The sequence below is a fragment of the Novosphingobium pentaromativorans US6-1 genome (assembly GCF_000767465.1).
GTDB classification, from domain to species: domain Bacteria; phylum Pseudomonadota; class Alphaproteobacteria; order Sphingomonadales; family Sphingomonadaceae; genus Novosphingobium; species Novosphingobium pentaromativorans.
In genome coordinates this window covers 1,051,650-1,075,395 of sequence record NZ_CP009291.1, presented here as the reverse complement: position 1 = coordinate 1,075,395, position 23,746 = coordinate 1,051,650, and the positions used below count along the sequence as shown (strand labels likewise).

The window sequence follows — 23,746 nt, the reverse complement described above, 5'->3', positions numbered from 1 at the left end:
GCAATTACAAGGAGATGAGGGAGTATTTTCATAGTAGAGTAAGACGTGGGCGCTGCGGCGTGTCTCCACGCCCAGTTTCCCACGCCTTCTCTCCGAACCGGACGTGCACCTTTCGTTGTGCATCCGGCTCTCCAGAAGCCTTGGCGTACTCGGGTTTCTTCATCCATTTGAGATCGAACCTCCGAACTGGCACGTAGCTCATCAAGAATTGCTCCGTGCTGCCTTCAGCCCAGACCTTGCTGCCCGGATGGGCGATGCCCGGCCTGCGCCACGATGCGATTTTCCTCCCGGGGACACGTTTGTGCTTGGCCCGCAGCCACAGCCAGAGACGTTGCCGCACATGCCAGTCGAGACTGGCGAAGATCGACTTCGCCCCCACGCAGTAGCGGTAGTAGGCAGACCACCCGCGAAGGTATGGATTGAGTTCCTGAAGCATGGCCTTGAGCGAACGCCGAAGCGTCTGCCGTCGGGCCAGTTGATTTACCGTATCCTGAATCCGTTGATCGGCTCGCGCGGGATTTCGATGCGGGCGTGCAGCCCGAACCGCTTGTCCCATTTGAGCCTCACGCGGCATCCAAGGAATCGACAGCCCTCGGTCAGCGCGGTGATGCGCGTCTTCTCGGGCGAGAGCGTCAGACCCATCGCTTCGTGCAGGTAGGTTGCCAGCGCCTGCTTTTCGGCAAGAGCGTCAGCTTCCGTTCCCGACACGAAGATCAGGAAGTCATCGGCATAGCGGACGGGATAGAAGACCGGTCGCCCGGCCTTGCGATCCTTGTCGCGCCTGATTGCCGCCAGCCTTATCCCATCGGATTTCAGCTGTGGGTCCTCGGGGCGTTTTACCCAGTCCCGATACCGTTCCTCGATCACGCCAAGCGCGATGTTGGCCAGCAGCGGTGAGAGCACTCCACCTTGCGGCGTGCCGGTGTCTGTCGGGCTGTACGAAACATCCTCGAGAACCCCGGCCTTGAGGAACTGCACGAGCAACCGGTTCACCTTGCGGTCCGCGACGCCGTGGCGCACGCGTTCCATCAGCGGGTGATGTCCGATATTGTCGAAGCAGCCCTCAATGTCGCCTTCGATTACCCATTGGTACGGCGCTTTGTGTCGGCGACCGTCAGCCGCAGGTCTGCCCCGCGACTGGATGGTCACACGGATATGTTCAAGGCAGGCCTGACTGCCCCGTCCGGGCCGGAACCCGTAAGAGACTGGCCAGAACCGGGCCTCGAAGATCGGCTCCAGTACTTGCTTGACCGCGCACTGCACCACGCGATCCTTGACTGTAGGGATACCGAGGGGTCGGAACTTCCCCGGTTTGCCCGGCTTGGCGATCCATTTCCTGCGTGCAGGGGACGGGCGGTAGCCGCCCGACCGAAGCTCCTCGCGAAGCTTCCGCAGAAATTCCATGGCACCAATACCGGATGCAATTCTCGCTACGGTCTCCCCGTCGACTCCCGGAGTGCGCTTGCCGCGATTACCGGCAATCGTTTTCCAGGCCATCTGCAGATTGCGGGGATCGGTTACCCAATTCCACAAGTCGCAGTATGGTTCTTCGGGGTGTTCCCGACTCCACTGGTAGAGCTTTCGCTGAACGCCGAGGAGCCAGACCTGTGCGGCCTGATTACCAGAGTCCACTGGTAGTTCCTCCGTCATGACAGCCCACCGGCTTCCTGCCTGCCTTCGCCATGTGGACGGCTTTCCCGCCCTCGGACTACTACGCAGGCTCCGCCCCACCAGCGCCCATCCCCGGTCTCCGCGGATAGCCTGCTCCGAAGCAGGCGGGCGATGATGGTTCCCGTGTTCCGACGATCAACCTTGGACCCGTAGGTGCGACGCTTAACCCCTTGCGGCTCGGGCGTGCGGACAAGAAAGGACGACCCGCACACGAGTGCTCTGCGAGCACCCACCAGAAGGCAGCGCAACACGCCAACCGGTTCACACCGCGATTTCCCCACCCCGTCAGGTGATCGGGAGTTCAACTGTAAATAAAGAGGCTTCAGACACGTCATTCGCTTGTATCTCACCATAGATCCTGTGGTAGCCCGGCCTGCGGCTGACGGGCCGCATCCGGTACAGTTCAGGTCTCCTGCTCTGAGGCCGACCGCCGGAACGCGGCAAACCTTGGAGACCCCCTTCCGCCCCGACTCCTTCCGCCGGGTGGGGTGGCATCGCAGCCACCGGTCATTCGTCAGCAAGACGATGAAAGGATATGTTGTTGTATTACATACATATTTCCTTTCTGCGCCGTCACGGCGCTCACGCGCAGCAGTTCCGTTTGCGCCAGACCAGATAGCCCATGTCCTCGCCGATGGCGGGATAGACCTGACCTGCCGACATGAAGGTGGTGGAGGCGCCAATGGGCGCGCAGGCGTAGCGGCCCTTGGTCTGCGGATTGGGATTGGTGGCCTGGAAGCGGTATTGCTGCTTCCTCATCACCGGCATCAGATACTTGCCGCAAAGCCCCTTGCTTCCCATCGTGCCCCAGGCAACGAGTTCGCGGTGGAGCTTGTAGGAGAAGCGCGCGAGGGCGAGCCGCGATGCCTGGACATGCCCGATCGTCGCCGAGACATTGCCATTCAGAGGATACATGCTGCCCTGGCATCCCGCGCACCAGAAGAGTTCGTCGGTCGGGAGCTTTGCCGTCGCAGCTACGCAGTCAGCCGCACAGGCTGCAAGCGCGAGCGGATTGGCGAAGAGAACCGCTTCGGGATTGATGATCGCGGTAAGTTCGCTGTCCTGCCAGAGCGGATCGATCTCGGTGATGTAGAGAATGTCGACCGAGCCCTGCTCGAGGCACAGGAAGTCGGCAACGATTTCCATCCAGTAGATCAGCGGATAGGCATACCAGTGGACATGCCACTGCGAATTGTACTGCGTCGCGCCGCCCACGGCCGAAGGTCCCGCCATCGACTTGAACCCGATGTCGAAGCCGGGATCGAGTTTCATCCCGCCGAGATTGACGAAGCACCAGGGCTTCATGCTGACGTCGGCAAGCCGCACCGGCTCCCAGAAGCCCATGGCGATGCCCGGTCGCAAACCGCAGAGGCAAACGGGAAGCGTCGGATTGCTCGTATCGGGACGGCTCGACGGCCAGATCTTCAGGCCGCCAACCGAAATCGGAAACAGGCACGACCAGCAGATGTCGGTGATCGGATTGACGAACTTGCCCGTGCAGCGGCCCGGACCGGCAGATGCCTGCGCTGGCGAAGCCGCAGCAAGGCTGAGACTGCAGGCAAGGAGCGCGCAGCATATCCATGTGAGAACACGATTTTTTCTGCTCATGACGATGCACGCTCCTTGGGTCGAACCGGCTGCTCGGTGATGATGAGCACGCGGCCCTGCTGCTCGACGGTTGCGGGCACGGCGCGGATGCCGAAGTGCTTCACGAGGTTGCCGCCCTGGTCGAAATAGAAGCGGCGCTGGCGGGCCTTCATCAGTTCGAGCGGCGCGCCGCGCACGAGGATGAGTTTGGCCCTGGTGCTGGCATAGCGCCGGGTTGCCCAGGCAAGCTGCTCAGGATCATCGCCGTCGAGGAAGACGAGCGGCACACGCAGCGGTACGGTGTCGAGCGGATTGACTCGTGTTCCGGCCGCCACGATCACCCGGCCCTTGTCGTCGGCAATGTCGCGCTCGACGCTGATCGTCGGATCGAAACGCCAGCTGCGCGCCGCCGCCGCCGAATCAATCCCCGCGACCGGCTCAGGGCGGTTGACCCGCGCGATCGTGCGCCGCTTCAGCTCCTCGCCCAGCTTGGCCGTCTCGCCGGTCTTCTCGAGATGGGTGAGACGCGCATGGATTTGCTCGAGCAGGTCAGGCTCGATCACGGACCAGACCGTGCCTTGCTGGCCGTAGTCGCGGGCGCTTGCCGGCGCGGCCATCAGAAGACCGGCTACGAGGAATGGGGCGGCGCGCAGCGGTGTCACAGGATCGGCCTCCCGACCCCGAGAATGCGCCTGGCGCAGATCCACCCGATCGCCGCATAGCGGCTGTCGAAGCCGTCCTTGTGCGCGGTGGTGACGAAATAGCAGCCTTGAGGCACCACGCCTGTCGGACCGAGCGCCAGCGGCTCGCCGAAACGGCTTGCGCGCTTGGCTACCGCAACCTTGCGGCCATTGACGAAGAAGCTGCGCTCCTTCTCGGTCACGATGTCGCCGGGCATTCCGCTCACCTTCTTGCCGAACGGCTTGGGCTTCTTGCCGAAGTGCCTTTCGAGCAGCGGCGAGGCGGGCGGATCGAACAGGATGATCTCGCCGCGCTGCGGCAGCGCGCCGCGATCGAGCCAAATCGCCCAGTAAGGCAGGCTCGGACTGGCGTTGATCATCAGGGCATGGTCCTTCGAGAAAGCGGCGAGCGAGGTGAGCGCAAGCGCTGCCGCGCCAAGCCCTGCCCACAGCGCGAGGCGCCGCCCGGTTGGCGAGTGGAGGACAAGATCAGCGGCGCGCATCGGGAATGGCTCCCACGCGGCGCGCGACATCGGCGCGCACGGCTTCGGTGAGATCAGGCGTGCTGCCGGCCACCACCGCTTCGGCGACAAGGACCGTGCGGCCCTCGCGGCCCAGATGTTCGACCGAGGCTTCGACCGCCTGGAGGTAGGCCTGGACGCGCATCTTGGTTTCTTCGGGCGGTCGGCCTGCGCGCGCTTCGGCTTCGATGAAGTCGCCCATGATGCGGCTCAGCTGCACGGTCACCACTTCGCGCTTGTCGAGCGCGAGCAGCTTGTCGGTGGCCCAGACGCCCCAGAGCGCCGAGCCAACCATGCTCAAACCGAGCGCGACGGCGGTCCAGTTCACCGCACCCATGCGGCCGCGCAGGGAATGTGTTGCCAATATGTTCTTCACAGCTTGTCTCCCGAAAGCTCGCGCTCGAGATCGTTGATGAAGCGCGGCAGGCGCCAGACCACGACGAGCGTTGCGACACCGATGAGGACGAACTTGAACTCGTCGAGGAAGCCGATCTGGCGGCCTTGCTCGGCGCCGAGAAAACGGTCCGAAATATTGGCGAGATGGGCGAAGAAGACCCCGGCATCTCCGCCGGAAATCAGAAGGAAGAAGAACAGCGGAAGTCCGAGCGCCATGAGGTAGCTCGAGGCGAGGAAGGTGCTGCCGCGAAGCACGATGTAGCAAAGGTCGGCGGCATGGGAGCGCCAGCCCTTGACCGGCAGATCGAGGCTGTCGCTGTCGGCACGGGCATCCTGGGCCCGGTCGATCGGCGTGACGAGATGGAGTGGCATCGGTTTTGGATGTCCTTGGATGGAGGGAGAAGTCAGGTGCGATTGGCAAAGGCGATCCGTTCGATCGCGTCGGCAAGCTGATGGCCGCGCGCAACTTCGGCATCGATCGCGGCAAAGGTCTGGGGCGAGCTTGAAAACAGCGTCGCCGAATAGTCGTCGAGGACGAGCCGACCGATGGCTTCGGTCTCCGGGCCCTTGATGAAGACTTCCGAATAATCGCTGCCCGAACGCTTCAGGCTGCGGATCAGGGTCTCGGTGCGGTCGTCCATGTCGAGGCGCTTCGACGCCTTGAAATCGGCGATCGTCTCGGGCTTCTGCTGGAGGATCAGCATCCAGTCGCTGTTTTCCAGCGCAGCGGTCGCCCCATCAGACTTGTAATAGTCGTTGAGTGACTGCGTCGCGGTTGCCAGCGCCCCGCCATATTTGCGGCAGGTGCGGGCATAGGTTTCGACGAACTCGCCCATCGAGCCGCCCTTGAGCATCGACCACGCCTCATCGATCAAGAGCAGCTTCCTCACCGAGCGCGGGCTGCGGGTCATGGCCTGGCTGGTCATGAACATGATCGCTGAGAGAACGACGCTGCGCAGTTCCTCGCGGGTGGCAAGGTCCGACATCTCGAAGACGGTGAAATCGGTGTCGAGATCGAGGCTCGCCTGGCCTTCGAAGAACGCGCCATAGGTGCCGCCGGTCATGTATGGAGCAAGCGCGGTGGCGAGATCGCTCGCGGCTTCATTGCCGAGACCGGCCAGTGCTTCGCCGACGCCGGTGATAGAGGCATCGACGCCCCGTTCGCTCCAGACCATGTTGACCGCCCGATCGATCAGGCCGCGCTCGGTGTCATTGAGCTTTGCGCTGTGCCGCGCCATCTGGCCGACAATGGCCTTGACCATGCCGAAGCAGTCGAGCCGGTAATCCTCGTCTTCGGCCGCGCGCTCGCCGTCGATCATCGAGAACGGATTGAGGCAGAAGCCCGCCTTCATCGTGAACTCGACGAACCGGCCGCCTTGCAGCTTCACCGAATGCTCGAAGCTGCGCCCGTCGTCGATGACCACGACCTGCGCGCCAGCGCCGCGCAGCGCCGCGCACATTTCCTGGAGCAGCACTGACTTCCCCGATCCCGACTTGCCGCAGATCGCGACATTGTGGTTGCCCGCATCGTTCTCGAACGGCGACCAGAAGAAGGGCTGGCCGCGCCGGCCCACGAACAGCAGGTGCGGATGGACGCTGCCGAGATACTCGCCCTGCATGGGAGCAATATTGGCCGCTGTCGTCGAGAGCACGGTCTTGAAGCGCTTGAGGCGCTCCATGTCCGCGCCAAGCCCATCGGCCAGCGTCATCGGCATGGCCGCCAGCAGCCCCTGGATCTGCAGATAGCGCTCATCGGCAAGATCCCAGCCCGCCGCCTTGTAGATCGACTTGATCGCGCGTTCGTCGCGGTCCCCGCGGCCGAGCGGGGAGTAGGTCGTCAGGCCATAGAAGACCCGCACCAAACGGCGGCCTTCCTGCAGCTCGGACTGCACATGCTGCCACTCGGCCGCCTGCTCGCCGATGCGGGGCAGGAAACGCGCGCTGCGCGTTCCGGCAAGGCTCGTCGTGCGCATGAATTTGAAGCCGGCCTTGGCCGAAGCGGCTTCCTGGTCGGGATAGACCAGGCACAGCATCGTCGCCGCCGGACAGGGGAAGCGCAGCTTGTCGGTGAACATGTCGCCAATGAGCCGCGCGCATTCCCACGGCGCCCAGCGCTGGGGCATGTTGCGCGAGGAAAAATGCCGCACGTCGAAGGCATCGGGGTAGACTGTGCCGATCTCGGGAACGCCGTCTTCGATCTTGCCCGTCGCACGAAACCGCTCGGTGACGAGCCGCATCCGGTCTTCGTGGATGACGAGCTCTATATCGTGCCGGATCGCCTGGGCCGCGATCGCGTCGTTCGGATTATAGGGCACGGCATCGTCCTGCGGCGCGGTGGTCGGCGAAGTCAGGTCGTCGATGATCGCGATCAGTTGCTGGGGCTGGACTTCGGCCACGCCCAGATTGAGCGATTTCAGCATGGCAATAAGGCCGTCGCGGGTCTGCTTGAGATCCTCATTGCTGACCGCCTTGGCGGCAGGCACGCCGACTGAAACGATGACCTGATGGTGCCGGGCGTGGAAGGGCGCATCCTGCGAGCCCGATTCCCAGACAAGGCCGTAGAGCCGACGCGCACGGTGTCGGGCAATCGCCTCGTAGACGCCGCCCTGGACATAGCGCGGCGCAAACCAGGGTGCGACGATCCGGCTGATGCGCGGAGAGGCGAGATGCAGGACCTGGAGGCAAGCGCCTGCCGGAAGCCCCTCGGAGAAGAAGGACCCGAGGATCTCGCCGGTGCGTTCGTCCGCCCCGATCAGAGGGGTAACCGAAAGCACGAAGCCTTTCGAGCGCGCGTTGAAATAGAGCCGGCTCGTCGGATCATAGACCCGGTAAGGGAGCCAGTCCGACAGCAGATCGAGCATCAAGGCAGGCCGGTCATGTTCAGCGTGCTCGGCATCGCCCAGAAGCCCGGTAAGGAGCCTGTCAACTATAGTCTTGAGTTTCTCGGCCATCACTTGGGCTCCTTCTGTGCCTTGGCGGCGTTCTTGGCGGCCTCGATTGCCTCGATGGTCGGGAAGATCAGCGGGGCTTTGTCGGCAGAGGGCCGAGGGGTTCGATCATGCGGGGGCTGCGCCATGTCGAACCCCTCGACCGCCGGTGCGCTCGCACCGGCAACCGCCTCGCGCGCCGTGGAGGGGAGGACCAGCGGCGAGGCAGAGGGGATGTCCTCAAGCGAGGACGAAGGCTGAAAGGGCTGACCGAGATCGAACGTCTCGGCGTCAGGCTGTTCGGCCGGGGGAAGGGTAGTGGTTTCCTTCAGGAGATCGCTCTTGGCCTGTGCGGCCTTCAGTTGGCGCCTGAGCTGCCGCATCAGCGGCGCGGCGGTATCCTCGCCTGCCTTGCGGCGCAGTTCTGCGGCCCAGCGCGGATTTTCGACCACCGCCCAGGCGACAGCATCGTCGTGCAGCGTTCCAGTTTCATCGATGTGCGCCGGAAAGACGATCCTGAGCGTCCGCTCGGAGGTGCGGCCCTGATCGCCGGACGCGACGGAAACAGGCGGACGCAGGCTATCCTGTACCGGTCCGGTCGCGGACAAATCCCTGGTCGCGCGCGCATCGATCACCTCGCTGGGTGCGCAGTCGCCCTTGGGAGCACGGCAGGTGAAATCGCCTTCGATATTGGTGCCGAAGGTGGCGCAGCCGCTGGTCAGCACGGCAAGGCAGGCAGAGGCGAGAATACGGTAGGAAATTCCCATGACGATTATCCTTTCTTGGCCGGAGCGAGAGCGACCGCTTTTGCGGGCTTGAGGAATTCGCGGAGCACGGAAGCCGGGCGATACCCTTCAAGGATCGCGCCGTCGGACGGGCGTACGATCACCGGCGTTCCGTTGAAGCCATGGGCCTTGGCAAAGGCCTCGTTGGCATCGAGCCCGCTCGTGTCACACGGCTTTGGATTGGCGAGGGCGAGACCCGAATAGGCCATATGCAGGGACACCTCAGGGCGCGGCGAGCACAGCACCCGTTCGGCATCGCGGCGGCTGTCGGCCCCGAAGATCGAAATGGGCCGCTCCTCGACGCGCGCGCCGATCGCCTTCAGTTCGGCTTCGAGCTTCTTGCAGTAGCCGCAGTGGAAATCGGAGAAGACGACGACCTTGGGGCCGTTGGCTGGTCCCCAGGTGATCGCGCCGTTCGCGGGCAGGCCAGCGAGCGATACCTTCTGCGGGGTGGCGCGCGGGGCGGGCTGGCTTTCTTCGTTGGCATTGCTCCGCCGTGCAGCACCAGCAGCCAGCAAGTCTGGGTTGAGTGCGAGGAGACGGGCTGCCGTCAGGTCTTGCCGCGCCTCCATGTCGTAGATGCGCCCGATCACCAGATATTTGGCCGCGCGATCGACGTAGAACAGCGTCGATTTCGAGGCGACTTCGCACAGGCCGCCAAGGCCATCGCAGGTGATGGCGTCGATCGGCGTCTTCGGGAGGCGCAGCTTGAGCGCGGCGCGCACCTTTGCCGTGTCGGGAGCCTGGGCCGGGGAAGCGAGGCTGGCCACGCCCCAACCCGTTGCGGCTGACAGGGCGACGACGGCAGCAGCGGTCGCCACCGGTCGCAGCCAGCGCTGCGGCTTGGTCGGGGTTGGATCGTTTGTGGCGGGGGTCATTGGGAGTTCCTCACGTAGACGCCGTCGAGGAAGACGATCTCGACATCGATGCCGGTCGGCATCTCGACGACGGGTTGGTATTGTTCGGCGCGCTCGATCAGATATTTGCTGACCGTATCGGCGGCATCCGCAGCGCCCTGGCCGAGCCCACCGCCGAGGATGTCGCCGGCAGAGAGCTTCGAGCGGCTGCCATCGGCATTGGTCGTGACGCCGGAGAAGACGCTGTTGGCGTTCGCCGAAAAGCCGCGCCCGAACCCGCCGACAATCCCGGCAAGCAGAGCCTGGCTGACAAGGCTGCCCTCGCGGCTGACGACACGGCCACGCACGCCCGATTTTCCAGCAAAGCTGATGAAGCCTTTGACCTCGCTCACCGCAACGCGCCCACCGGGCTGGTCGCAGGTCATCCGCGCCAGCTTCACATAGACCTTCTCGGACGATAGATCGCCGCGTGCTGCGCCATTGACGATGCAGCCCTGAAGCCGCGTCGTCAGAACCTTGCCGTTCTGCATGACCGATCGCGCCGGACCGGTAATGCGCAGCACCACGGGAAGCGGATCGGTCTGGCTCGCGACCCCCGCCGACGCATCGACGCCGACGATGACCTTGGCAGGAGCATAGGAATTGGGCGGGAGATAGTCCGGCGAGTCCTCGACCACGACCGGCGGCGCTTCCGGGCGAGCCGCCCTCAGTCCGCTGGCTCCTGCCTTGTCGGAGGTAAAGCTCATGAGTTTGACCTCACCGGGACCGGGCAGGCCGGTTTCGCCCGCGCCCAGCGCGGCACCCGCAGGGGCAGGCTGAAGCGGTCGACCGCGCGCATCATAGCCACCCGCCTGCGGGCCATAGGCCGGTGGCGGCAGGCTTGCGGCTGCCGGGGCGGCCTGGCTGGCGAGGCGCGACTTGAGATCCGCGTTCTCAGCCGAGATCGCATCGATCGCGGCCTGGCCGTCGACCCGCATGGCTTGGTTCTCAGCCTTGAGCGCGGCGAGCTGGGCTTCGATTTCCTCACGCGGGAGGCTCGCGTCCTTCAGGGCCTTCTGCTCGCGGGTCACGGCATCGAGACGGTTGCCGTAGGTTGCGACGAATTCGCGCTGCGAAAGGTCGCGATTGATGAGCCCGGCCGTGTCGATGGTCTGGGCGGCGGTGGGATCGTCTCTCTTCGCGCCGTCGTCGCCTCCCAAAATAAACCAGCTGCCGCCGACAAGCGCGAGCGCGCCCAAGGAGCCAAGCAGAAGCTTCTGCCGCCGCGCGGTCTTGGCGTTGAGGCTGGTCACAGGCGAAGGCGATGCGGGATCGGCTTGAACCGGGGTCGAGGGGGTGGCTGCGTCGCTCATTGACCGATCTCCCCGTTCGTGCCGACGATGAAGGCGACGGTGCTCTCTCCCGATTGGAGAGTTGGCTGGGCGATTGAGATCGCAAGGGTTCGGGACGAGGCGAGATCCGCTTCGGCTAGCGTCAGCGGTTTGCGGCCACGGTTCGCCAGGCGGATGACCTTTCCGGCAAGCGCGCTGCCGCGGTAATCGGCGATGAGCTGGATTTCGAGATCGCCGACCCGTGCCGGAAGGGCGGAGGACTGCCTGACTTCGAAGCCATCGACCGTCTGGTCATTGGCCATAGCCTGGATGAGCCGCACTGCGCTCGTCTCCAGCGGCGTTTCGCTTTCCCAGCCAGATGCCTTGTTGGTCGCGATCGCCGGGTTGGTGATGAAGACCTGCACTGCCGGGACAGTCTCGACCTGGCAGGAAACCTTGTAGACGAAGCCTTTCTTGGTCGTGGCGAAGAAGCTGATCGACCGCGCCGCATAGGTCTCGGGCACCGACACATAAATGTCGCCGCGCAGCGGTTCGTTGGTGACCGCAAAATCGTTGTAGGGCGTGCCGGTCGAGATCTTCGAAACGCTGGCAAACTGGTCGTCGACGAGCGCGAAGCGCGTCAGCTCGCGGGCCGACACGGCGCATTCGATGCTCGCTCCGTCTGCAGCCTGTTTGAACTGGTCGGCGGCCTGGGCGCCGCTCCCTGAAAATGCGAATATGGTGCTGGCGCAAAGAGCCAGGCTCCACGCGCGCGTCTTGCGTCGGTAAGCCATCACTGGGCCTCCTTCGATGGGTCTTTGGGGGGCAACTGGCTGAAGCCTGACAGCGCGAGACGCAGGCCCCGGTAGGTCCAGTTGAAGCGGAAACGGCGTTCGTCGCTCGCGATGACCTGGGCGCCGACAAAGGTCTTGAGCGTGCCCGTCACGTCGGACGTCAGCCCCTTGGGGTCGACGGTCATCGAGCGGATGACGAAGGCCTGGGTGACGTCCGAACCCCGCTGCTCTTCGACAATCCGGACGAGATCGGCCTTGAGGCGTCCGTAGCTTGCCGGATCGGCGAGCTTCAGGATTTCGTCCATCCAGTAATCGAGGCCCTCGGGGCTGCGATTGAGGAGAACGAGCGCGGCATCGCGGGTCACGAGTTCGAGATAGTCGGCGTCGACCCCCGCGCTGCTGACAGTGAGCTGCTTGGGGAGGGTCGGCAGGAGCACGACTTCGCGGTCGCGGGTGGCAGCAAGACTGACGGCGACGACAAGCGCAATGCCAAGCCCCGTGCTGGTGAGCGCAAAGAGGTTGCGCTGGCGCAGCAACGATTGCTGACGCTCGTGTGAAATGTCGGCAAACATGGATATCTCCCCTCAACCGGCAAGCAGGCGGCAGTGGGAAGGCGGCGTCGATTTCAGGCCCAACAATCCGGCCGGCAGATACCAATAGGCGGCATGGGCTACCCAGGAACTGGCGCGTCCTGCTTTTGCCTTTCGCAGCGCGAACCAGGCGCCGAAGGCAACGATGATGCCGATAAAGATATGCTGGCTTAGGATCCCCCAGGTGAAGGGGATGAGCATCCCGGCGAACTCGTCGATGGTCCAGAAGCCGATGAGCTCCGGATCGTCGAGCCGACGCGGGATGATATATGGGTCTGCCATGGCGACGCGCCTTCCCGTCCGATGCGTCAGATGACCGCGGTGACGACCGAGGTGACGATCGGAACACCCGTGCCGACGCCGATGCCGACACCGACCGGAACAGCGACCTGTCCGAGCGAGAACCGGCCCGAGGCGAGACCGATGAGGCCGCCTGCAAGGCTGAGGACGGTGATGATCTTGCCGCCCGAGCCTTCGAGGAAATCGGTGAATTTCGTGAGGGCAGGGGTGAAGGTCGTGTCGGCGCCCGCGTAGGCGGCGCTGGCGGCCAGTGCAGCGACCGCAAGCGGTACTGCAAAGGTCATGGCCCGCCCAAGCTTCGAGGGGCTTTGATCGGTGGCGCCGGAACGCCGGGAGAGGGTGAGAGACTGCATATGGAGCTCCATCTGGAGGGGTGAACTCAGCGTTCTTACGTTCGCTGTGTGTTCCACATGCATCTAGGAAATGGATGTAGGAAAGTCGGATGGCCTGTCGCGCCAATGCAGCGGACGGATATGGACGCATCGAATGGACGGCGTCGGCGATAATATGCAGAAACAGCGGTTTATTTGGTGGTTAGCGTCGACGGATCCCGACAGGAGTGGCGGCGATCGTCGGCGACTCGGTGCTAGAGGATGATTCGCCTAGAAACGATATGTTCCGTAAATGTTCTTTTTATTTTCCTACATGCATCACGCGCGATATGGCTACGACTCAGTTCTTCATAGTTGGAGTTATTGTCGATGCACCAGCCCGCGCCATTCCGAGGCCAAGCCAACACCAGCCTCGCGCACATTCTTGCCCATGCGATCGAGTCGTCTGACAAGCCCAAGCACCAGATTGCTCGGGAAGTGGGTATCCACCGCGAGACGTTGCTTCGTGTCATGCGCGGCGATCGGCCGATCGGACTTGATGAGGCCGCGCGCGTTCTCGACGTGTGCGGCGCCTTTCCCCGCGCCAGCATGATCCTCGCCTTGGCAGGTCAGGAGGATCTCGCCTGCGAATGGATGCGCAGCGAAATGGGGGAGTTCCTTGAGGACTTCTTCACGGCCTTGCCGGGCCAACTCGAGCGCACGCTTGGGCGACGCGTGGAAGATTTGCGGCCGCGGTGGGCGAACGGAACTTCGCAGCTCGTCGCCCGCATGCTTGCCAAGCATATCGATGATATTACCAACCGCGACATTTCGATGGCGCTGCCGCGCTGATCCAGTTCACCTCGGAGGGGACCCCTGAGAATTGACCCGACAGGACCGAACATGAATGCACATCCCCAGCTTACTGATGGCGGCGCGACTGAAGGCAAGGCGCTACCGCAAGTCCCCCCACTGGCACGGCTCTTGCGGCTGCCCGAAGTCATGGATCGCGTCGGCTTGCGGCGTTCGGCCATCTATCAGCGCATGAGCGAAGGCCGCTTTCCAAAATCGCGATCGCTTGGTCCGAAGTGTGCGGTGTGGGTGGAAGCGGAGATCAACGACTGGATAGATGAAATTGCAAGAGGCAATACTTGAATATTCGATGGGGGCCGGTCAGCGCCAGGGCATCGCGATCCGGCCGTGCGCTTTTTATGATTTCATCTAATTTCATCGGTAATATCTGTCCTTGCATACCGATCAGGTCGATTCGTCTGGTGAGGAATAGGCCATATGCGAACGATAACTTCATGGATTGAGCCGTCGTCAGGAAAAGCGACGCTTTCAACTGTTAACTGCTCGCCATCCATCTCAATCGAGACTTTGCCTGTGCCAAGACCTTCGGGATCCTCAACGGTGATGTTCAGCGATCCTGTCGGCCGGGAGATAGTCGCTGAAAAAGATTTCCACGATTTAGGAAGGCAGGGATCTATGACCAGACGACCCTCGACGAGCCGCAGGCCCAAGATATGCTCAACCCCGAGCCGCCAGGTCCACGCTGCAGCACCTGTGTACCAACTCCAACCGCCGCGGCCAGTATGTGGTGCGCTGCCAGCAACATCACCGGCAAGGGCATAAGGTTCGGTCAAATACCGAATGCAGGCGTCCGATGAATAAGTATGATTGATCGGATTGATTCGATTGAAAATCTCGATCGCGCCGTCACCGTTCCTGAGTTTTGTCTGCGCAATTCCAAGCCATGCCGCAGCATGGGTATATTGACCTCCGTTTTCCCGAATCCCCGGGGGATAAGCCTTGATATAGCCAGGGTCGCGCGGCGTGAGGTCGAAGGGCGGCGTGAGCAGGCGAACGAGTTGGTCATCGTCCCGGACCAAATGGCGCATCGCGGCCATCATAGCTGACCGCGACCGTTCTGGATCCCCCGCGCCCGACAAGACGGCCCAGGATTGAGCGATCGAATCGATCTGACATTCGTCATTGGATGCTGAGCCCCAGGGCCGCCCCTCGTCATCGATTGCGCGCAGATACCAGTTGCCATCCCAGCCGGAATCCTCGACGGCACGCTTAAGCGCCGCACCGCGCTCGACCCATCGTTCGACCAGGTCGGTACGCCCGACCCGTTTGCAAAGGCCGACAAAGCCGTCGATCGTCGCGATCGTAAACCATGCGAGCCAGATACTTTCTCCCCGGCCATGCTCGCCGACACGGTCCATGCCGTCATTCCAGTCACCTGAACCGATCAGCGGCAGGCCGCGCTCGCCGCGGATGAACCCGCGCTCCAACGCCCGCTCGCAATGTTCGAACAGAGTACGGCCATAGTTTGTCTGTCCGAACCGCGCATACCGGTCCTTTTCTTCCGGCGCCAGCGCCGGGGCCTGCAGGAACGGCACGTCTTCGGACAGGATCGTTTCATCGCTAGTGGCGGCCACATAACTGCTCGTGGCATAGGGCAACCAGAGCAGGTCGTCGGAACAGCGGGTCCGCACCCCTCGATCAAACGGAGGATGCCACCAATGCAAGACGTCGCCTTCCTCGAACTGATGTGCGGCCGCTGTGAGAATGTGGCTTCGGATGCGCGCCGGATCCGAATGAACCAGCGCGAGCACGTCCTGGAGCTGATCGCGGAATCCGAATGCACCGCCTGCCTGATAGAAACCCGCGCGCGCCAACAGGCGCGAACTCACCGTCTGATAGGGTAGCCAGCGATTGATCATCAGATCGAAGGCGGCGTCGGGAGTGCTCACCTCAACGGCGCCTAACTGCTCGTTCCAACCGCGCTTGCGGGCCTCGAGCGCACGCTCCACTTCACCTTCATCCTGCCATCGACGGGCCAGTTTTTGGGCATGCGCGCGGTTGCTACCTTGGCCGAGGACAAAGACGGCGTCTGCGGTTTCTCCCGGCGTAAGATCGAGGTGAACCTGGAGCGCGCCGCAGCTGTCGGTAGCCGATTGTTGACGACCGCCGAGATCCCACCGTCGCAGCGCTTCTGGACAGTCAAGATCGCCCTTGTCACCGAAAAAGTCCGAGCGCGACGTCGTCAGACTATGCGGTGGACGGCTGCTCGTCAGAAATGCCATCCGCTCACCAAATTCGCTGTTCCATCGGTTGGTTGCCATGATCGCGTGAACCGCGGCATCGTAATCGGTCACAAGGAGCGAATTGGGCTGCGCTTCCATCGAGCCCAACAGCCATTCGGCGTAATAGGTTGCGGTGATCCGACGAGGCCGGGGAAGGCTGTTGTGGAGCCGCAGCCGGACAATTTTCACCGGATCGTCCGATGGGACAAAAGCCAACAATTCCTGTTCAAGTCCGTCTCGGTTTTGCGTCCATATTGTATACCCCGCTCCGTGGCGAATCTGGCAGGTTTCATCAGCGCCGGCCGGCTGGGGGGTCGGTGTCCACACCCGGGCGCTTTCCTCATCACGCAAATAGAGGATTTCGGTCTGTGGATCGGCAACCGGATCGTTACTCCACGGTGTCAGCCGATTTTCACCGCTATTGATCGCCCAGCTGAATCCCAGACCGGCCTCAGTGACGATCGAACCGAATTCGTCATTCGCCAGGACATTTGCCCATGGTGCCGGCGTCGTTTCGCCCGCCTCCAGATGGATTATATATTCGGTCCCGTCGGCGCTGAATCCCCCCAGGCCATTGTCGAACTGCAACGTATTGGGACGCCTGACACCCTCTGATTTGGGGGATTCATCGAAATTGGCTCGGCCTCCAGGCTCGAACTTCGGACTCTCGATCCGCGCAACGTACAGCGTGGCGAGCTGATCGCGTACCGACCCGGCTGCTTCGTCCAACAGGACATGGGCAGCCGCTTCCACAAGCGCGGCCCGATCGGCTTGGGCGGGGTCCACGGCGACGAGATGGACACCGCCATCACGGCCAAGCAGTTCGTGCGCGTTGCCATCACGCAAGACTTCGATCAGCCGATCCCTGACGGGCTCGATATAGCCCGAAATGCCGATGTGGAGCACGACGAGATCGATTGTCACCCCCTGTCGGCTCCAGAACAGCCAGGCGGCGAGGACACTACGCAGCGCATCGGTTATCTGCGCATCGCCGACACGCACTGCCAGGATCGGATGGTCTCCGGAAATCCCCAGCGCCCAGAGACCCGCTTGTCCAAACCGATTCAAGGCGACGGCTGCAGGTAACGCACGCAGCGCGGGATGGGGTTGCAACACCGCCGAAAGCAGCGCCTGGGCATCGGGCAGCTGATCTGGACCAAGACTAGCACGCGAGGCTTTGAGGGCCATTTCGCGCGCCGCGTCGTTCATAGCCCAATCAAGTGCGTCGACTGTTGCATAACGCTCGCTCACCTGAAGCGCCGTTTCACGTGATCCAGCGATAATTGTGACGAATGCCAGCTCGCAGCGCTCAAAGGGTTCGAGCGTGATCCGAGCCTGTATGGACATGACGGGATCGAGCGTCCAACCCGCCGTGCCCGAAAGGCCAGCGCTGGTGATGGCCGCTGGATTTGCGGCGCGTCCATTGCGCCCAAGAAAACGTCGTCGGTCGGTCTCGAAGGCCTTGACGGCCACCTTGGGATCATCGGCAACCAGACGGTGGAGCAGGACCGGGGGGCGCTCGTCCGGATTGCGCGGGCGACGAGTAAAGAGCAGAGATTTGAGACCGGGAAGCGCTTCGCTGCCGATAAAAAGCTTGCTGAACGCCGGATGCCGTTCGCTATCCCGGGGCGGGGCGAGCATGACTTCGGCATAGCTGGTCAATTCGAGAACACGTCTTCTGTCGCTTTCATTTGTTATCGTGATTCGGCGGATTTCGAGATCATCGCCGGGAGGCACGCCAACCGTCATGCCGACAGCGACATCATGTTGACGACTATGGAACTCAGCTTGATGCCCATGGAACACGACGCGGACATCGTCATGAGTATCGACCGGCGTGCCTGTTACCGACCACAGATGATCCTCGTCTTCGTCGCGCAGGTAAAGCCACAGACCGGCCTGATCGCTTCCATAACCGGGTTTCCAGCGCGTTAGCGCGTAATCGTGCCACCATAGACTGCCCGCGCCGTTGGCGGTGATCCGGCTGTTGAGCCTGCCGTTCCCCAACGTGTGCCACTGGGCAAGACCGTCCGATCGTCTGGGAGCCCATGAATGGAGCGCCGGGATTGCGGTCTCGCGGCCGGAGCGACTCTCCGGAACTTCCTCACGGGAGATCGCGGGCGGCAGTTCCCAGGGGACGCGTTCATTGAGGAGAAGATCGAACGTGCGAACACTGGGTTCGGCATGAAACCAGTCCACGAAGATATCTGAAAAGAGGGCATTCCCGATTGCAGCCAGACTCATGCCCTGATGATGGGCCATATAGGACCGGACGATGTTGAAATGTCGCCCTGTCGGCACTCTTTCCGGCGTAAAATCCGCCGCTTCATAAAAGCCATAGCGCCCGAGCAATCCAAGGCCTACCAATGTCCGCAGATTATCGAGCGCAGCGTGGCTCCGCACCGAGAGCGCTAGCGTTGTTGCATAAGGTGCGATGACGAGATCGTTCGTCAGGCCTCGACGCAGCCCGAGACCGGGTACACCGAATGCCTGATAGCGATAGTGGCGCTCGGGATCCATCGAGGCAAAGCCCGATTCTGAAATACCCCAGGGAACGTTATGCGTTTTCGCATAGGCGCGCTGAAAATCGACGGCGCTTCGGTCGCTTTGTCCGAGCAAGGTCGCCGGATCGCTGCGCAGAAAGATGTTCGGCATGAGATATTCAAACATCGACCCGCTCCAGGAAACGAGCGACAGCCCCAAGGCTTGTTTTGTGATAGGGCGACCAAGGAAGAACCAGTGCTCGACCGGAACATCGCCCTTGGAGATCGCGAAAAAGCTGGCGATCCGAGCTTCCGATGCCATCAGATCATAATGGTTGGGGTCGATGCGATCAGCGCTGACATTGTAGCCGATATGGAAAAGCCTGGCCCCGCCATCAAACAGAAAGCGAAAGTCCATCCCATAGGCCCAGGCCGCAGCACGTTTGGCGATGTTTTCGAGCTCCTCGCGCAGCCGCCGATGCGCTTTAATGGTGCGGTCGAGCGCCTCATCCAGACCACTGATCCAATCTGCCGCTTCCGATCCTGACGCCAATTGGCTGAGTGAATCACGCGCCTGTTGGCAATCTGCCTCTATCTCCAGAAGTGAGCATTCAGCGGTAAGCGCATCCCTCATCTGCGCCGCCCAAGCGGCATATTGGGAGGGAGCGCGATTTAGAAAATCTTGCCAAGGGGAAAATTCCGTTACGCTACGCTGCATATTATCAAGATGATGCCGCGTCCGCTCGAGCCAGCTTTGCACCCCACGCAACAGCGAAGGTTCCACGCCATTGCTGCGGTTGATCGCATCGCGGACATGGGTTTCGAGAAGTGGATAGGCGCGGGTCGAAAGATCTTCGATACTCTCGTTCCATGAATTGCGGCATGAACGCGCAGCGCTGGTGTCATCGCGCATCCTTGCCAGCGTCATTCGGGCTTCATCTCCGAATTCAATAGCGGCCGCGTCCAGAGCTTCGTTGAGCAGATCAAGCGTATCACCCAGACCGTCCCAAATGTTGGCCGACAGCGCTGGACTCGATACCGCCTCCCGGCAGCCCTGACTGACGACGATCAGACTGGCGGCGAGATTGCCGCTATCCACCGTCGAGACGTATCGCGGTTCCAGCGGCTCCAAATGGCGGGTCTCGTACCAGTTCAGAATGTGTCCTCGATACGTTTCGAGCCGATCGAGCGTCGCAAGCGTGTTGCGCGTCCGCGCGGCAAGTTCATTGAGGCCGATATGGCCGAGCTTCCACGCAGTCAGCGAAGACAGCAGCATCATCCCGATGTTCGTCGGCGATGTCCGATGCGCGGTGTCTTCGTCGGGACGCTCCTGATAATTATCGGGCGGCAACCAATTGTCTTCAGGGCGAACGAATGTCTCGAAGAAGAGCCAGGTGCGCCGTGCAAGACGCCGGAGAAAGACGCTGCCCTCTAGATCGATTTCCTCGACAGCAGGGCGTATGGGTCGACCGGTCCACAAGACGATTTCGGGCGCGAAAAGCCAAACGAGAAGAAGTGGAGCGGCCGGTATCAACGCGGCGGGATTGAAGAAGACCAGTCCCGCGGCAGCCAGCGCGGCAACTAGCGGTGAACCCCACATTTGACGCCATGCCGCCCTCCGTGGATTTTGATCGGCAAGACTGGCGCTGACATGGGCCGCCGATGTCCATTCAAGCAGATGACGGCGTGACGCAAGTCGCCAGAGCGAGAGCAGAACCGCGCTTGCCGCCACCACGCTGTCACTAACCAGAAGAACGAGCACCAACGCCCATCGCTTACTATTGGCAGTCAAGCGTTGCAGCGAACCTCGCGTCAGGCCATGGCGCACCAATCCGGTGACGAAGTCGGTCAACACATAGGCGCCGGGTGCTGCCACCGCGAGCAACGTCCAAGCCCACGGCCTTCCCGGCAGCCAGAACCAACCTGCGATCAATAATGCGAGCGTGCCTGGAGCAATGAGACTTCGGCGTAGATTGTCGAATATCTTGAGGCGATCGATTCCCGAAAGTCCATTGGCGATGCGTTTGCCTTCGCGTCCGCGAACTTTTCGGCCGAGCCACGGAAGAAGCTGCCAGTCGCCGCGTATCCAGCGGTGCCAGCGCCGGACCCAATCAAGATAGCTTGATGGAAATGTCTCATAAACAATGATGTCGCTCGTCAATCCGACCCGGCCGTGAAGACCTTCGATTAGGTCATGGCTGAGGATACTGTTTTCCTGAACAAGCCCTTTGAGGCTGCGCTCGAAGGGGGCAACCTCGTAGAGGCCCTTGCCGACGAAAATGCCGACGCCGAGCAAATCGTGGTAGACATCCGAAACGGCCCGGGAATAGATGTCGATCGCGGTGTCGCCCGCGAAAATCTGTGTGAATTTAGAGTCGCCTGCGGCAACGGGCGCGATTTCCACGCGGGGTTGCAGGATTGTATATCCGGAGATGACCCGGTTGGTGGTGTCATCGAAGCAGGCATGATTGAGTGGGTGCGCGAGGGTCCCGACCAGTCGGTGCACGGCACGGGGCGGCAGCCGCGTGTCCGCGTCCATGGGTGCTACGAAACGCACCTGGCGGAGAGCGTCGATATTACCGGCCCGGACTGGAAAGGGGCTTAGATCGCCGTGCAATACGAACGCATTGAACTGCTCGATCTTGCCGCGTTTGCGTTCCCATGCCATCCAGCAGCCTTGCGCGGGATTGTGGAGACGGCGTCTGTGCATAAGGCGGAACGGCCCATCGCCATCCCGGGCCCTGTAACGACGATTGAGCGCTTCGATCCCATCGACCAAGGCCCGTTCAACCGCAATATCGCCCGGCAGTTCGGCCACATCGGCATCGGCAAGATCACTCAGGAGAACGAACTGCAGGAGCGGATCGGGATTTGCCAAGCGATGGCTTTCGATTCGCTCAATCAGCTCCTGCACTTCCTTCACACTGGCGACGAGAACGGGCATCACTACGGCCGTCGCGCAGTCGGGGGAGATCGCGTCCTCGAAGTCGAGCTTCGGCAATTTGCGTGGCGGAACCAGCAGCGTAACGATCCAGTTGACGACAGTGATACTGAGTATCGAGGCGGGCAGCGCACTGAGCACGATGCCGATAATCCAGAACAGCAGCGTTGCCCCGGTGTAGGCAAGATAGAGCGCCGGTACGATCAGACCTGCCAAGCCTGCAGTGAGAGCGGATGATGCGTAGATCGCAGTGGGGTGACGAAGTAGTTTGCGGCCGAGGGCTTCAAATCCAGAGGGGCGAACCTCGAGCATGTCTTCAAATTGTGCGCGGCCTTCGCCGATGAGCCAAAAGCCCACATGGTCCCGAGCCCGCTCAGGGCTCTGCAGGCGGCATTGCATCAGCAGCCGCTCGGCGATCTCCCATTCCGCTTGACGGCTGCGATTAGCCAATCGCTCGATCGTATGCCGGTAATCATCGCGCGTATCGAAATCCATCCGCGAATAGATGCCGGCGGGATCACGCGCCAGGATTTCTTCGATTACACTGGTGCGGTCAAAGAAGTCCTTCCACTGGATGGTTTCGATAACGGCGAGATTGGCAAGAGCTCGTGAAACGCATTCCGTGTCATCCAGTGATGACGATGCCGAAGCCAGACTGCTCACCTCGAACGGTGCCTCAAGTGCGTCGAATACGCGCGAAACCCCAGTGACGAGAACTTCCAGACAAGCGAGCCGCAGCATCGTGGGGAAAGCCCAGATCTCCGCCATGGTGAGCGGGGCTGTTTCTTGGTAGGCGAGCACGAACTGGAGGAGCGTCGTGGGGGAGAGTTGCAGATGCGACGCGCTCAATACGCCATGGGCCAATGTGAAGATGCGGGGAAAACCATCTGCCTCGGCCGAGGCGAGACTGGGCAACTGGCGATAAAAGCTGGCAGGCAAATCTTCGCGGATCTGCAGGATTGCTCGGCGCACATGATAATCATTGTCGAGCAACCACTCGGCGGCGGGCATCTTTGCCGGCTCAGCGTCCCGGGCTGCCGCGAGGACGTCGGGCAGCCATGCGCCCACCCGCTCCAGCCTGCTCCAAACAGCCACTGCGCGCGGTTGCGCTTGTGCGAGACAATGGCATTCCGCAAGGTCCCGCGCAGCAGTTTCTACCGGCTCTATTGGGTCTACGTCCTGACCCGTCATACCATCTGCGGCTCGCGCGAATAGGGGCCATTACGCTCCTCCTCCGGTGGCTCATAACGGCCACCAGCTTGCAAGATGAGCATCGGGACAGGCGAGTGCGTTGTCAGATAAGTGGTTACCGTGCCATGGGGCATATCGGAAACGCGACGTGCTCCCTGACCACGTGCCGACAGAACAACGAGATCGGCACCCTCGCTTTGAACCAACCGGGCGAGACTCACCCGTGCATCGTCACCGCGGACGCAGACGACGCGAACCCGTTGGCCCTGGTCGGCAATATATCTGCGGACCCGATCAAGGTGGGCGTTTGCGGCCCGTGTGTTGCGCCTCACGATGCCCTCGCGCAGTTCCATATCTTCAGGCTCGGGAGGGCTGTTTCCGGTTAACTCGGGTGCTGACACGACATGAGTTAGCACAAGTTCGGCATCAAATGCCCGAGCGATGCGGACGGCGAGCGGGACAACGCTTTCTGCCCAAGATGAACCGTCGAGCGGGACCAGCAAGCGGCGATAGCGAGGAGCCGGGTCATATCTGGATGCAACGGGAACGAGAAGAATTGGACCCGTAGCGCCTTCGATCACATTGCGTGCCGTGCTGCCGAGCCCCGATTTGGCCTTATCACATCGACTCCGCGTACCGAGTACGATCAGGGTTTCCGGCTTTCCTTTCGTCCAGCGGTTGATCTCGTCCGCACAATCGCCTTCGACCAGTTCCACATTATAGGTGGCTGCACCTTCATCTTGCGCCACAGCCAGTTTTTTTAGCACACCGCGCACCTCGCGGCGGCGGATGTCCCATTCTATCGGATCGGGCCGGAACTCCTGCGTCGTCCGGGCCTCCAAAACCTGCAAGAGCGTGACCGGCGCGCCGAGCGCCTCTCCCATGGCGAAGGCGTGCGGAAGAATATGATCGGAAATCCCGGTATGATCAATGCAGGCAACGATCCGGCTTGGCCCGCTGCCATTATGGACATCCGGATGAAGGGGAATGGCGCGGGACGTCTGCATGGTGGGCCTCCTTATTGATCAACGCGCGTCAGTGAATTAAGTTCGTGTTCCATTACAGCCGACGATCGTGGCGATGATCACGCAACCGCAATTCGATATGCGGCAACGTGATTGGATGATGCCTTTGTCGAAGCTTCAATTTCATGGCTCGGACGCCCCACTGCGGACTCACTATTATCAGACGCATGCGGCTGAGATTTCTTACACCAAGCCAGGCAGATTCGCGAAATTTCTGCCATTTAGATGCTAGTTCGGCCATTGTCGCGGTGGCTTCCTTCTTGCCCATTATGCTCTCCTGCA

General features: G+C 61.9%; 20 protein-coding genes. 2 read left to right on the top strand and 18 right to left on the bottom strand.

All coding sequences use genetic code 11. The features are described from left to right. Positions 1 to 28: 28 nt before the first annotated feature. The 15 genes from JI59_RS27300 to JI59_RS04895 form a co-directional block, all read right to left on the bottom strand. On the bottom strand, positions 29 to 556 hold the full coding sequence (locus JI59_RS27300; protein ID WP_203226085.1) for a group II intron maturase-specific domain-containing protein: 528 nt from the start codon (positions 554 to 556) through the stop codon (positions 29 to 31). Continuing rightward, entirely contained in the window at positions 481 to 1,632 is a 1,152-nt protein-coding gene (locus tag JI59_RS04960; RefSeq protein ID WP_203226084.1) for a reverse transcriptase domain-containing protein, read from the bottom strand. Before JI59_RS04960 ends, JI59_RS27300 begins: the two co-directional genes overlap by 76 nt. A 621-nt stretch (positions 1,633 to 2,253) precedes the next feature. Beyond that, positions 2,254 to 3,279, bottom strand: coding sequence for a conjugal transfer pilus assembly protein TraU (traU, locus tag JI59_RS04955; protein WP_052117841.1), 1,026 nt, complete (start codon positions 3,277 to 3,279; stop codon positions 2,254 to 2,256). Beyond that, positions 3,276 to 3,920 (bottom strand): type-F conjugative transfer system protein TraW, encoded by a 645-nt coding sequence (gene traW / locus JI59_RS04950; RefSeq protein WP_007013886.1) that lies wholly within the window; start codon positions 3,918 to 3,920, stop codon positions 3,276 to 3,278. The genes traU and traW overlap by 4 nt, the downstream gene beginning before the upstream one ends. Next, a complete protein-coding gene (locus JI59_RS04945; protein WP_052117799.1) occupies positions 3,917 to 4,441 on the bottom strand; it encodes a S26 family signal peptidase in 525 nt (174 codons plus the stop codon). The genes traW and JI59_RS04945 overlap by 4 nt, the downstream gene beginning before the upstream one ends. After that, positions 4,428 to 4,835, bottom strand: coding sequence for a type-F conjugative transfer system protein TrbI (locus JI59_RS04940; RefSeq protein ID WP_013832771.1), 408 nt, complete (start codon positions 4,833 to 4,835; stop codon positions 4,428 to 4,430). Before JI59_RS04940 ends, JI59_RS04945 begins: the two co-directional genes overlap by 14 nt. Next, positions 4,832 to 5,227 carry a hypothetical protein gene (locus JI59_RS04935; RefSeq protein ID WP_007015842.1) on the bottom strand — a complete coding sequence of 132 codons (396 nt, stop codon included), beginning with the start codon at positions 5,225 to 5,227 and terminating at the stop codon, positions 4,832 to 4,834. Before JI59_RS04935 ends, JI59_RS04940 begins: the two co-directional genes overlap by 4 nt. A 32-nt stretch (positions 5,228 to 5,259) precedes the next feature. Then, the gene (traC, locus tag JI59_RS04930; RefSeq protein WP_038575569.1) at positions 5,260 to 7,806 is read right to left on the bottom strand and encodes a type IV secretion system protein TraC; all 2,547 of its coding nucleotides are present in this window, start codon (positions 7,804 to 7,806) and stop codon (positions 5,260 to 5,262) included. Further along, positions 7,806 to 8,549: a hypothetical protein gene (locus tag JI59_RS04925; protein ID WP_007013887.1), complete on the bottom strand. Its 744-nt coding sequence runs from the start codon at positions 8,547 to 8,549 to the stop codon at positions 7,806 to 7,808. The genes traC and JI59_RS04925 overlap by 1 nt, the downstream gene beginning before the upstream one ends. Positions 8,550 to 8,554: 5 nt before the next feature. Then, a complete protein-coding gene (locus tag JI59_RS04920) occupies positions 8,555 to 9,445 on the bottom strand; it encodes a DsbC family protein (RefSeq protein ID WP_007013888.1) in 891 nt (296 codons plus the stop codon). Then, positions 9,442 to 10,776 carry a TraB/TrbI/VirB10 family type IV secretion system protein gene (locus JI59_RS04915; protein ID WP_007013889.1) on the bottom strand — a complete coding sequence of 445 codons (1,335 nt, stop codon included), beginning with the start codon at positions 10,774 to 10,776 and terminating at the stop codon, positions 9,442 to 9,444. The genes JI59_RS04920 and JI59_RS04915 overlap by 4 nt, the downstream gene beginning before the upstream one ends. Then, positions 10,773 to 11,528 carry a type-F conjugative transfer system secretin TraK gene (locus JI59_RS04910; protein WP_038575567.1) on the bottom strand — a complete coding sequence of 252 codons (756 nt, stop codon included), beginning with the start codon at positions 11,526 to 11,528 and terminating at the stop codon, positions 10,773 to 10,775. Before JI59_RS04910 ends, JI59_RS04915 begins: the two co-directional genes overlap by 4 nt. Beyond that, complete coding sequence (locus tag JI59_RS04905; protein WP_007013890.1) at positions 11,528 to 12,100, bottom strand: type IV conjugative transfer system protein TraE; 573 nt, start codon at positions 12,098 to 12,100, stop codon at positions 11,528 to 11,530. Before JI59_RS04905 ends, JI59_RS04910 begins: the two co-directional genes overlap by 1 nt. Positions 12,101 to 12,112: 12 nt before the next feature. Next, positions 12,113 to 12,400, bottom strand: a complete 288-nt coding sequence (gene traL / locus JI59_RS04900) for a type IV conjugative transfer system protein TraL (RefSeq protein ID WP_007013892.1) — start codon at positions 12,398 to 12,400, stop codon at positions 12,113 to 12,115. 26 nt (positions 12,401 to 12,426) lie between these two features. Beyond that, positions 12,427 to 12,771 (bottom strand): TrbC/VirB2 family protein, encoded by a 345-nt coding sequence (locus tag JI59_RS04895; RefSeq protein WP_038577026.1) that lies wholly within the window; start codon positions 12,769 to 12,771, stop codon positions 12,427 to 12,429. A gap of 348 nt (positions 12,772 to 13,119) precedes the next feature. Here JI59_RS04895 and JI59_RS04890 point away from each other — a divergent pair, with 348 nt between their 5' ends. Together JI59_RS04890 and JI59_RS04885 are read left to right on the top strand one after the other, a co-directional pair. Then, positions 13,120 to 13,581, top strand: a complete 462-nt coding sequence (locus JI59_RS04890) for a transcriptional regulator (protein ID WP_007013893.1) — start codon at positions 13,120 to 13,122, stop codon at positions 13,579 to 13,581. A 51-nt stretch (positions 13,582 to 13,632) separates the two neighbouring features. Then, positions 13,633 to 13,884: an AlpA family transcriptional regulator gene (locus JI59_RS04885; RefSeq protein WP_007013894.1), complete on the top strand. Its 252-nt coding sequence runs from the start codon at positions 13,633 to 13,635 to the stop codon at positions 13,882 to 13,884. A gap of 62 nt (positions 13,885 to 13,946) precedes the next feature. On the opposite strand, the gene JI59_RS04880 is transcribed toward JI59_RS04885, so the two are convergent. The 3 genes from JI59_RS04880 to JI59_RS26680 form a co-directional block, all read right to left on the bottom strand. Then, entirely contained in the window at positions 13,947 to 22,343 is an 8,397-nt protein-coding gene (locus JI59_RS04880; protein WP_203226083.1) for a GH36-type glycosyl hydrolase domain-containing protein, read from the bottom strand. A gap of 92 nt (positions 22,344 to 22,435) precedes the next feature. After that, positions 22,436 to 23,446 carry a universal stress protein gene (locus tag JI59_RS25585; RefSeq protein ID WP_007013896.1) on the bottom strand — a complete coding sequence of 337 codons (1,011 nt, stop codon included), beginning with the start codon at positions 23,444 to 23,446 and terminating at the stop codon, positions 22,436 to 22,438. Positions 23,447 to 23,498: 52 nt separating this feature from the next. Continuing rightward, entirely contained in the window at positions 23,499 to 23,732 is a 234-nt protein-coding gene (locus JI59_RS26680) for a hypothetical protein (protein WP_138921422.1), read from the bottom strand. Between the last annotated feature and the right edge of the window lie 14 nt (positions 23,733 to 23,746).

What these genes read in the sequence shown, in the direction of transcription:
- JI59_RS04925 (WP_007013887.1), bottom strand. Translation starts at nt 8,549, where the DNA reads ATGGGAATTTCCTACCGTATTCTCGCCTCTGCCTGCCTTGCCGTGCTG.
- JI59_RS25585 (WP_007013896.1), bottom strand. Translation starts at nt 23,446, where the DNA reads ATGCAGACGTCCCGCGCCATTCCCCTTCATCCGGATGTCCATAATGGC.
- traL (WP_007013892.1), bottom strand. Translation starts at nt 12,400, where the DNA reads ATGGCAGACCCATATATCATCCCGCGTCGGCTCGACGATCCGGAGCTC.
- JI59_RS04945 (WP_052117799.1), bottom strand. Translation starts at nt 4,441, where the DNA reads ATGCGCGCCGCTGATCTTGTCCTCCACTCGCCAACCGGGCGGCGCCTC.
- traC (WP_038575569.1), bottom strand. Translation starts at nt 7,806, where the DNA reads ATGGCCGAGAAACTCAAGACTATAGTTGACAGGCTCCTTACCGGGCTT.
- traU (WP_052117841.1), bottom strand. Translation starts at nt 3,279, where the DNA reads ATGAGCAGAAAAAATCGTGTTCTCACATGGATATGCTGCGCGCTCCTT.
- JI59_RS04915 (WP_007013889.1), bottom strand. Translation starts at nt 10,776, where the DNA reads ATGAGCGACGCAGCCACCCCCTCGACCCCGGTTCAAGCCGATCCCGCA.
- JI59_RS04910 (WP_038575567.1), bottom strand. Translation starts at nt 11,528, where the DNA reads ATGGCTTACCGACGCAAGACGCGCGCGTGGAGCCTGGCTCTTTGCGCC.
- JI59_RS04885 (WP_007013894.1), top strand. Translation starts at nt 13,633, where the DNA reads ATGAATGCACATCCCCAGCTTACTGATGGCGGCGCGACTGAAGGCAAG.
- JI59_RS04890 (WP_007013893.1), top strand. Translation starts at nt 13,120, where the DNA reads ATGCACCAGCCCGCGCCATTCCGAGGCCAAGCCAACACCAGCCTCGCG.
- JI59_RS26680 (WP_138921422.1), bottom strand. Translation starts at nt 23,732, where the DNA reads ATGGGCAAGAAGGAAGCCACCGCGACAATGGCCGAACTAGCATCTAAA.
- JI59_RS04935 (WP_007015842.1), bottom strand. Translation starts at nt 5,227, where the DNA reads ATGCCACTCCATCTCGTCACGCCGATCGACCGGGCCCAGGATGCCCGT.
- JI59_RS27300 (WP_203226085.1), bottom strand. Translation starts at nt 556, where the DNA reads ATGGGACAAGCGGTTCGGGCTGCACGCCCGCATCGAAATCCCGCGCGA.
- JI59_RS04905 (WP_007013890.1), bottom strand. Translation starts at nt 12,100, where the DNA reads ATGTTTGCCGACATTTCACACGAGCGTCAGCAATCGTTGCTGCGCCAG.
- JI59_RS04895 (WP_038577026.1), bottom strand. Translation starts at nt 12,771, where the DNA reads ATGCAGTCTCTCACCCTCTCCCGGCGTTCCGGCGCCACCGATCAAAGC.
- JI59_RS04920 (WP_007013888.1), bottom strand. Translation starts at nt 9,445, where the DNA reads ATGACCCCCGCCACAAACGATCCAACCCCGACCAAGCCGCAGCGCTGG.